9 protein-coding genes are annotated in these 10,041 nt (G+C 61.9%); 4 read left to right on the forward strand and 5 right to left on the reverse strand.

Annotated features, from left to right (window positions below; genetic code table 11):
- Positions 1–224 precede the first annotated feature (224 nt).
- Positions 225–476, forward strand: a complete 252-nt coding sequence (locus VFG49_RS06760; protein WP_324858752.1) for a hypothetical protein — start codon at positions 225–227, stop codon at positions 474–476.
- 182 nt (positions 477–658) lie between these two features.
- Here the strand turns inward: VFG49_RS06760 and VFG49_RS06765 are convergent, their stop codons facing one another.
- The 3 genes from VFG49_RS06765 to VFG49_RS06775 are packed head-to-tail and all read right to left on the reverse strand — an operon-like array spanning position 659 to position 2,867.
- Positions 659–1,075: a (R)-mandelonitrile lyase gene (locus VFG49_RS06765; protein ID WP_324858754.1), complete on the reverse strand. Its 417-nt coding sequence runs from the start codon at positions 1,073–1,075 to the stop codon at positions 659–661.
- A 49-nt stretch (positions 1,076–1,124) separates the two neighbouring features.
- Positions 1,125–1,877, reverse strand: a complete 753-nt coding sequence (locus VFG49_RS06770; protein ID WP_324858756.1) for a carboxymuconolactone decarboxylase family protein — start codon at positions 1,875–1,877, stop codon at positions 1,125–1,127.
- A 9-nt stretch (positions 1,878–1,886) separates the two neighbouring features.
- Positions 1,887–2,867, reverse strand: a complete 981-nt coding sequence (locus VFG49_RS06775; protein WP_324858766.1) for an aldo/keto reductase — start codon at positions 2,865–2,867, stop codon at positions 1,887–1,889.
- 129 nt (positions 2,868–2,996) lie between these two features.
- Between VFG49_RS06775 and VFG49_RS06780 the strand changes: the two genes are divergently transcribed.
- The 3 genes from VFG49_RS06780 (at position 2,997) to VFG49_RS06790 (ending at position 7,794) form a co-directional block, all read left to right on the forward strand.
- A complete protein-coding gene (locus VFG49_RS06780; RefSeq protein ID WP_324858768.1) occupies positions 2,997–3,905 on the forward strand; it encodes a LysR family transcriptional regulator in 909 nt (302 codons plus the stop codon).
- 614 nt (positions 3,906–4,519) lie between these two features.
- Positions 4,520–5,959 (forward strand): DUF1254 domain-containing protein, encoded by a 1,440-nt coding sequence (locus VFG49_RS06785; RefSeq protein ID WP_324858758.1) that lies wholly within the window; start codon positions 4,520–4,522, stop codon positions 5,957–5,959.
- A 428-nt stretch (positions 5,960–6,387) separates the two neighbouring features.
- Positions 6,388–7,794, forward strand: a complete 1,407-nt coding sequence (locus VFG49_RS06790; RefSeq protein ID WP_324858760.1) for an Hsp70 family protein — start codon at positions 6,388–6,390, stop codon at positions 7,792–7,794.
- 171 nt (positions 7,795–7,965) lie between these two features.
- Here the strand turns inward: VFG49_RS06790 and VFG49_RS06795 are convergent, their stop codons facing one another.
- Positions 7,966–9,345, reverse strand: a complete 1,380-nt coding sequence (locus VFG49_RS06795) for an FAD-containing oxidoreductase (RefSeq protein ID WP_324858762.1) — start codon at positions 9,343–9,345, stop codon at positions 7,966–7,968.
- A gap of 102 nt (positions 9,346–9,447) precedes the next feature.
- Positions 9,448–10,041 (reverse strand): amino acid permease (locus VFG49_RS06800; protein WP_324858764.1); only part of this gene is annotated, 594 nt, incomplete at its 5' end.

A 10,041-nucleotide genomic window follows, 5' to 3' on the forward strand; every position in this document is an offset into this window, starting at 1 on the left:
GCGCTGCGCAACATCAGCAAGAAATGGACGCTGCCCATCCGCGATTGGAAGGCCGCGCTCAACCGCTTTACCATCCAGTTCGAGGGGCGCCTCCCTCAGCTGTAATGCAATCCCCGTTTACACAAAAATCTGCACACGCTCGATCGCGGACTAGGTTAGCTGGTTGACGACAGGCGCGACCCTTGCTGCTGCCTTCCGTTCTGTTTTCTGCACGGAAGCCCTGCATGCGCTTTAACTGGACGTTTGACCCTCAGAATCACTCACTTCGCGCGCCGTCCGGCCGGACGGTCACCGTGCGCGAAATCGCGACCTGGCTACAAGATCGCGTCGCAAAGCCGATCCATATGCAGGCAATCCATGCGGCGACCGGTGACAGGGCGTCCGAAGACCACGGTGCTCAAGCAAACATCCGCTACGCCATGAAGCGCAATTTGCTTGCCGGCAAGTCGTCGGTCACGTCGCCAAGAACTCCATGACTTCAGTGGTCGTCAGTTCGAGGCGCCAGATATCTGAAAAAGGTTGCAGAGCCCCTGCCCTCGATAACACGGGCTAATCGCACCAGGCCCAGTCACCAGGCAAGTGCCGGATGGGTGCGGTTTCCCTGTTTACCCCCCCGACGATCAGCCTTGTGCCAAGGGCCCATAGAAGTGCGACGCCGTCACTCCGTCATCGATGATGGTCCCGCGTTGTACGTTTCGTCGCTGACTTTCTCCATCCAGTGAACCGCGCTGCCATCGACCGCTTCCTGCACGGCGATGTGGGTCATCGCCGTGGTAGGCGTGGCGCCGTGCCAGTGCCGGTGGCCGGGCGGGCAGACAATGATGTCGCCGGCATTGATTTCGACGGTCGGCTCGCCCTCGCACTGGGTCCAGCCCTTGCCCGCGGTGACGATGAGCACCTGCCCGCGCGGATGCGTGTGCCAGGCACTGCGCGCGCCCGGTTCGAAGGTGACGATGCCGCCGGAGATTGTCGCGTCACCCGAGCCCTTGAAAGGCATGTCGATGCGGACGTTGCCGGTGAAGTACTCAGCCGGCCCTTTCGCGGAGGGGATACTGCCGTTACAGATCAATTGCATGAAGTTCTCCTGTGGACAGGTGGTGAGCACCTGCAGGGGCATAAGGTTCTTACGCACTCGTGTTCTCGTTGACCACACGCAGGGCATTGAGCGTGCGTGGGTAACCGATGAACGGTAGGAGTTGGGTCAGCACGGCCACCAGCAAGGGTCGCGAATTGCCCATCGCTACGTTGCCCGCAACGTGGCCTGCAAGCTGCGGTTCGCACCCGCCCAATGCCGCGAGCATCGCGAACGTCAGCAGCTCGCGTGTTGCCAGGTCAAGACCGCCACGGGTGTAGTAATCGCCGAAACAATTGGCCGCCAGGAAGCGCTGGATGTGCGCCTGGTCCTGCGGCGCCTGCGCGGCCATCTGTTCGATACCGTCGCCGAAGATGCGCGCCTGCACCTCGCGGCCACGCTCGAAGCGGCTCGGAGCATCCGTCGTGGCCTGCCCCGCCAGCGGCAGGGCGATACCGCGTTCGCTCAGCACCTCGTTCGTGGCGTGCAGGAAATCGAAAGCCCTGCCCATGCCGACGTAGGGGACGTTCTGGTAGAGGATTTCCTTGGTGACGACCGGCGTCACGCCGACATCGAGTGCTGCGCCCAGCATGACGCGGTACTCGTTCACCGCATGGCAGGCAATCAATGCGGCGAGCTGCACCATCAGGCGCAATGGCAGGTCCATCGGTGCCGCTTCCTGGACTTCATCGAATGCCCAGTTGTCGAAGCGCTCGACGAACTCGGGATCGGTGACGGCGAGCGTGGACACGCGGTCCGGGAACAGTTGCTCATGGTTACGCTTTGCAGCGTCGGTGATCGCCATGACAGTGTCCTATCGGCCGGTACGGGCGGCAAGACTCGCTGGGTAGCGGTCGCCCTGCACCTGGATGCGGGCCAGCACCGCGCCGATGCCTTGCAGATCCTGGCTGGTCAGCTCGATGGACGCCGCACCCAGGTTCTCGCGCAGGCGATGCGATTTGGTGGTGCCTGGAATGGGCACGATCCACGGCCGTTGTGCCAGCAGCCAGGCAAGCGCGATCTGCGCCGGCGTGACGCCTTTCTCGGCGGCGATCCGGCCCAGTTCGACCACGAGCGCCTGGTTGGCTTCGCGCGCCTCGACCGAGAAGCGCGGCACGACGTTGCGGAAGTCGTCCTTGCCGAACGTGGTGTGCTGGTCGATGGTGCCGGTCAGGAACCCCTTGCCCAGCGGACTGAACGGCACGAAGCCGATGCCGAGTTCCTCGCAGAGCGGGAGGATTTCTTCCTCGGGCTGACGCCACCACAGCGAGTATTCGCTTTGCAGGGCGGCAACCGGCTGCACGGCATGGGCACGTCGTATTGACGTGGCGCCAGCCTCTGAAAGGCCGAAGTGGCGGACCTTGCCTTCGGCGATCAGCTGCTTGACCGTCCCGGCCACCTCTTCCATCGGCACGTTCGGATCGACCCGGTGCTGGTAGAACAGGTCGATGCGGTCGGTGCGCAGATGCCGCAGCGACGCCTCGGCCACCGCGCGGATGCGCTCCGGTCGGCTATCCGTTCCTGCTTGCGCGTTGCCATCGGCAAAACCGAACTTGGTCGCAAGCACGACCTGATCCCGGAAAGGCTCCACTGCCTCCCCGACCATCTCTTCGTTCAGAGCCCCATAGGCTTCGGCGGTGTCGAAGAAGGTCACGCCCTGCTCGAACGCCTGGCGAATGAGGGCAACGCCCTGGCTGCGATCGACGCCCGTGCCAATACCGTAGCTCAGGCCCATGCAGCCGAAACCGAGCGCGGAGACGAGGGGGCCGTGGGCGCCGAGGGTGCGATGCGGCATGGCCGCGCCGGGGGTGATCTTTTCCATGGAATGCTCCTGGACTCAGTAGAAGCCGCCAGTCTGCTCGCTGCGGGGCTATCTGATAACCCGGGCAATATCGAATGGACTTATGATCCATATCGATCAATCTTGGTGAGCCCGCACGTGGCCGGTGAGCATTACAACGACCTGCAAGCGTTCCTCGTGGTCGCCCGGGTGGGCAGTTTCACGCGAGCCGCCGCACAACTCGGGCTGTCGCAATCGGCCTTGAGCCACAAGATTCGGGGGCTCGAGGCCCGGCTGGGGATCCGGCTGCTCACGCGCACTACCCGCAGTGTTTCCCCGACGGAGGCTGGCGAGCGATTGATGCAGGCCACCGCCGCGAACTTCGAGAACATCGATCTCGCGCTGGCCAGCTTGAGCGAGCTACGGGACAAGCCCAGCGGCAACATCCGCCTCACCACCAGCGAGCATGCCGCCGCGAGCATTCTCTGGCCGGCCCTTGAGCGCTTCCTGCCGAAGTATCCCGACATCCACGTCGAGGTGATCAGCGATTCGACACTCACCGACATTGCGGCGGAGCGCTTCGACGCGGGGATCCGCCTCGGTGAGCAGTTGGCGAAGGACATGATCGCAATCCCGATCGGTCCGCCTACGCGCCTGGTCGTGGTAGCGACCCCGGCTTACTTTGCAGCGCACGCGCCGATCAGGACTCCGCATGACCTCACGGCGCACGACTGCATCAATATCCGGTTCTTGACCCACGGCGGCTTGTACACGTGGGAATTCGAGAAAAAAGGCCGCGCCCTGAAAGTCCGGGTGGAAGGCCGTCTGATCTTCAATAGCATCGAGCGTATCCGCGTCGCGGTGCTTGCTGGATTCGGCATCGCCTATCTTCCAGAAGGCATGGTCAGTGACGACATGTCAGCCGGCCGATTGCAGCAGGTACTTGATGACTGGTGCCCGCTCTTTCCCGGCTATCACCTTTACTACCCGAGCAGGCGGCAGCCATCTCCAGCCTTTGCATTGCTGGTCGAGGCGCTTCGATACAGAAAGTGAATTCGGGAATAGACGGTGGTGTTTCGCCCTCAGCCGGATGCGGACTGCGGATGCCGGTGATGACTGAGCACTATTCCGCCCGGTCGGAATGAAGCGCCTCACTCGATCTCGATGCAAAGGACGTGATCTTCGATGCGACGATCCCGTACGACCAGAGTTTCTTCGAAGCCTTGATCGGGTTATCCAGTCGGAGCCCTGGCTGGATCGTGATAGAGCGATGATCGATATCCTCGGGACCCTGGGCATTGAGAAGGGAAAGCCACTTACCCCTGACGAGCGCACAAAGAAGTTGCTCGTTTCCGCTATAGGAGGCACATGCTTGGCTCGATATGCGCTACGACACCTCGCCCGCCTGTTACCCGGGAACGCACTGGTTCTTTGTTCGATCGCACGTGGAAGCTTCCCGACTTCGAGCGGGTCAATAGCCCTGAACTTCAGCACCAAGACGGCCTCCGAGAAGTCCCTTTGGGTAATAAGCGGAGCTAAGTCTTGTTGAGCGACATCAGGCCTGAAGCCAGTAGTTTTACGCCACTTCGCACCGTATTTTTACGGTCGATCCACCAGGGTGGTTCGTGATCTGATCGGCTGAACCGTCATAGCCGAGGGTGACCGCCATGCGCGTGCACTTGAAGTGGTCGCTTGCTTGCGTGATCGCTGCCGCGAGCATGAGTTCGGTCACCGCACAGGAGTACACCTTCAAAGGTGGCTACCCCACGCCGGAGACCGCGCAGAAAGCCTACGACGATGCTGATCTGGCACGCGCGATAGAGGCGTACAAGTTCTTCTTTCCCACCGTTTCGATACTGGGTACGTGGACGGGCAACATTAACGCCGGCACGCGGCCCAACGAGGTGATGCTGATCTTGCACGGCATGCCGGAGCAAGTGGTGTTCACTCCCAACTCCGATACGCCCTACGCCGGTGGAAACATCGATCTGTCGCATGGCCCCATGGTGGTGGAGATGCCGCCTGGGCCGTTGATGGCGGTCGTCAACGATCTGAACCAGCGCTACGTGATGGACATGGGCATACCGGGCCCGGACAAGGGCAAGGGTGGCAAACACCTGATTCTTCCGCCCGGCTACAAAGGAACGATTCCAGCGGGATACCACGCGGTGGCGGCAACGACTGATCGCGTGCTGCTACTGGTCCGCGTCATTCCACCCAAGGGCGACGAGGCCGCCGGCGTGGCGTTGCTCAAGACGGTCAAGATTCATCCGCTCAACCCTTCACCGGATTGGAGGGGCATTGCGTGGGTCGACCAGGGCACCAAGCCTGGCGACTTCTCGCCGGTGAGCTGGGAACGCAAACTCGACTACTGGAAGCAACTCAAGAACGTCATCGACAACGACCCGCCGTACGAGGCGTATCGCATGGAGTATGGGCGGCTAGCCACGCTCGGTATCGAGAAGGACAAGCCGTTCGAGCCGGATGCGCGCATGACCAGGATCCTGGAGAAGGCGGCGCAAATGGCCAACGACCAGATGCGCGTGCAGTCGTTCGCCGACCGTCGTGCGGATCGCGTCGTGTGGCCCGACCGTCACTGGGAATGGGCCGTGCTTCGCCCCGAGAATGGCACCTTCGATTTGCCTGCGTACAAGGATCTGGACGCGCGCTCCAAGTGGTTCTACCAGGCGCAGATCGAATCACCCGCAATGTTCCGGCGTGATGCCGGAGCGGGCTCGCTTTATTGGCTGGGTGTGCGTGATGCCAACAATGCATTTCTGGATGGCGGCAAGACCTACAAGCTGTCCGTGCCGCTGCCCGTTCCCGCCAATTTGTTCTGGTCCATCACCGTGTACGACCCGGAGACCCGAAGCGAGATCGTGACCAAGCAAGACAAAGCCGCACTGCGTTCGATGTTCGAGCTGAAAAGCCTGACAGGATCAACCGTGGACCTTTATTTCGGCCCGAAAGCACCGGCCGGTCATGAAGGCCAATGGGTCCAGACCATCCCCGGAAAAGGCTGGTTCACTTATTTCCGCATCTACGGTCCGCAAAAAGCAGCATTTGATGGAACGTGGAAGCCAGGCGACTTCGTGGAATTGAAGTAGCGCCCTTGCTCCCGAGCCAAGCTCTGCTGCGGCTCACGAGCGAAAGCGAATGTCCACGATGCCCTGATCACGCGTCGCATGTACAAAACTGCGCTGCCCCACGCGGAGGCTGTCGCACACATCGTGGATAAGCGTGGAATCAAATTCGACCCCAACATCGTTGAAACCTCCGTGTCCAATCACGAGTGGCTTCGCCCTATTTCTGAGCGACAGGCCGAAGGCACGCGCCGGTGGCGTGAAAACGGTCGTCACCAGTTCCAGCGCATGCCCGCCTTGCCATCCCACGCGTACCCGTGACAACGATCTCCAATCAATCGCCCCTCAGGCCTGCCGCAGGCCGAAAGTAAGCGCGGTTGTGCGCAGCCTTCTTTGCGAGCAGTTGGCGAATTTGAGATCATGGAAGATTGTCCTTCAGTGTCTGCAACTTCATGCACATCGGCATCGACTTCGGTACTAGCTACTCGGCCGCGGCCGCCATCAGAGATGATGAGCTCGTCCTGGTCCGGTTCGGCGATGCGGACCAGTTCCGTACGGCGGTGTACTTTCCGGAACTTGTGCCCGATCCCGGCGATTTCGAGCTGACACCCGAGCTCGAAGCCCAACTGGAGTCATACATCCGTTCGACCCGCAACGACCTGCGCCACCAGGCAGCTGCTGCTGCCGCCCGTGGCGAGGCGCCTGTTGCACGCTCGGATGACGAAGTGCGTCGAGAAGCGCTGCGTGTCGTACGCCGACAATGGGTCGAAGAGCAGACTCGCGCGGCGACTACGCCCGTCACCAGCTTCCAGCATGCGCTGTTCGGTGAGGATGCTGTAGAGGGTTATCTACAGAGTGGCGGCGGCAACCTGATCGAGTCGCCCAAGTCGATGTTCGGCTATCGACTGGATCCGCAAGTGCGCCGGGTGATCGTGCATATCGCCACGCACATTCTCGAACATATTCGCCTCACGGCAAGCCAGCAATTCGGTGAACCCGTGCGCGGCGCAGTGATCGGTCGCCCCGTGGAGTTTCGTAGCTCGATGGGCGCCGCCGGATCGGAGCAGGCCATCGAGATACTGCGCGAAGCCGCCGCTGCGGCAGGCTTCGATGAGGTGCGCTTTCTAGAGGAACCTGCCGCTGCCGCGATGCACTATCACAAGAACCTCGCGGACAGGCAGCATGCGCTGATCGTTGACATCGGCGGCGGCACGACCGACGTCACGCATGCCGAGCTTGGTGGCGCGACATCACCACTTATTGCCTGCAACTGGGGGCTTCCCAAGGGTGGCACTGATCTTGACGTAAGCCTTAGCCTGCTCAGTTTCATGCCCCTGATGGGCAAGGACACCGTGCGCGTGCCGCAGCATCAGTTTGTGGAAGCGGCCAGCGTGCACAACCTGCCTAAGCAACGTGAGTTCCGCAAACAGAACTATCGTCTGGTCGCTTCGCCTTACGGCCCGCGCTTGCGCGCCCTGCAGGAACTGGGCGCTACCACGCGACTCAACCAGGCTGCTGAGCGCACCAAGATCAATTTGAGCAACGCGACGAGCTATCGCACGCAGCTCGATTTCATCGAACACGGCCTCGCCGTCGATGCCAATCGCGACGATCTGGACACGGCCATCGAGCCTTTTCTCACGCAGCTGGAGCGCATACTCACCACCGTCCGCGACGCCCTGACCACCCTGCCCGCCAGCGTCTTCCTCACTGGCGGCGCCTCGCGCTCACCCCAGATAAAAGCCAGGGTGGCCGCGTGCTTTCCGGAGATTCCTTTGGTGCATGGCGACCCCTCGCTAGGCGTGGTCTCCGGACTGGCCGAGGCCGCCAGGGAAGCGACGCTGCTCGCCTCGGCGTGATGTTTCGGGCACTCGTTGCAGACGATGCACAGCGTAATCGTCCTTATGGCATGCGAAAGAGGACGACCCCTGGTACCAACGCAATGTCTCGCCGCCTCCCGTACGGCGACAGGTTCATGCCAACGGCAACGAAGATGTCGCACAACGTCGACCACCTGCCCTATGCGCTGGTCAACTCGCAGCCTTCATGTCTTGCAGCGTCGTCGGCAGTAGTTCGGCGACGGTCGGATGGATATGCACGGCATGCGTCACGGTCTGGTACGTTGCTTTGGCATACATCGTGTCCAGCAACGCATGGATCGCTTCGTCGCCGTTGACACCCAGGATGGCGGCGCCAAGCAACTGCCCGCTGCCACCATCGACGATGACCTTCATCATGCCCGTGGTTTCACCACGCTCGATGGCGCGCCCCACGCGTGCCATGGGGCGCGTGCCAACGCGCACATCATGGCCCTGTTTCTTCGCCTCCTGCTCCGTCAGGCCGATGCGCGCGAGCGGTGGATCAGTGAACAGCGCGTAGCACGGAATGCGGTCGGAGATGCGGCGTGATTCGCCATCCAGCAGGTTCGCGGCGACGATCTCGTAATCGTTGTACGACGTGTGGGTGAACGCGCCCTTGCCATTGCAGTCGCCCATGGCCCAGATGCCTTGCACGTTGGTGCGGCATTGGTCGTCCACGGCGATGTAGCCGTGCCTGTCGATGGCAACGCCGGCCTTGTCGAGGCCAAGCGCGTCGGTGTTGGGTTGCCTGCCGACTGCCAGGAGAATATGCGAGCCGTGCACCTCCATGCGCGGATCGGCGCATCGGGCAACCACACTGACTCCACCAGCGGCTCCATGCAGCTCGATGCATTCGGCGCCCACATGAATCGTGATGCCTTCCTGACGCAGCATCTCCACAACGGCATCGGCGATTTCCGGATCTTCCCGTGGCAGCAGGCGTTCGCTGCGTTCGATGATGGTGACCTCGGAGCCGAAGCGGCGGAACATCTGCCCGAATTCCAGGCCGATATAGCTTCCGCCCACGATCAACAGATGCTTCGGCAACTCCCGCAACTGCAGGATGCCCACGTTGGTGAGATAGGGCACGCTATCCACACCGGGAAAATCGGGCGTCGCGGCACGACCGCCCACGTTGAGGAAAATTTCGCTTGCTTCGACAAGCGCCTCACCCACGCGCAACGTCCGCGGCGACTCGAACGATGCATGACCGCGGATCAGCGTGAGATTGGGTACGCCGGCCAGCCACGTTTCAAGGTTGCTGCGGGATCGGTCGGAAATGCCGCGCGTCCGCTGCCAGACCTTTTCCATGTCTACCGACAGTCCACCCGCCGCCATCACGCCGTACTCAGCCGCCCTTCGCCCGAGGTGCGCCGCGTACGCACTTGCCACCATCGCCTTGGTGGGAATGCAACCGGTGTTGACGCAAGTGCCGCCCACCAGCTTGCGCTCGATCAGCGCTACCTTGCGGCCCGAACGGCTCAGGCGCTCGGCCAAAGAAGGGCCTGCCTGCCCTGCCCCTACCACCACGGCATCGAATCGCTGGGTCATCGCGGGCTTCCGGAGGTTTGCGTGGACGCGAGCGTGGCATCCGTCCGGGAAAGGTTTCGTCAAGGCTATCTTTCAGGGCGCACCGGCGGCTGCATTCCGCGATCAGCGTTTCTTGACCAGGGCGAACAGAGGCATCGACACGAGCAGCACCAACAGCGCCTTGCGATCGAGTTCGGCAGATTGACCGATGACCACGCTGAGGCAGTACAGCCAGGCGATCACGCCGATGACGATGAAGAGCTGTGTCTTTCCGGAAAGCAACCCCAATGTCTGGTTCATTCGCCACATGGCCACGACCGAATAGATATACGGGACCGACATGAGGATGACGGTGGCGTCGGTGATATGGGCGAACTGCGTGGCCACGTCCGGCGAAGTGGAAAGAAGCAGCATCACCATCATCATGAGGCCGGTGATCACCAGATTCTGCACGGGCATGCCGTGCTGATTGGTTGAAGCAAACCGGCGCGGAAACATGCCGTCGTTGGCGGCGGCCTGTGCCGACTGCGCCACGATGAGTATCCAGCCGACCAGGGATCCCGATGCCTTGAGGATAGCGGCGAGAGAAATCCCGATCGCCGCCCACGAACCCAGCATGATACCGGCCGCGTCCGCAAACGGCGCACCCGAAATGCGCAGCTCCTTGCCGGGAATGATGCCCATCAGCACCGTGCAACAGGAAATATAGATCACCGT

Origin of the sequence: Dyella sp. (assembly GCF_035685885.1) — a bacterium.
Classification (GTDB): domain Bacteria; phylum Pseudomonadota; class Gammaproteobacteria; order Xanthomonadales; family Rhodanobacteraceae; genus Dyella.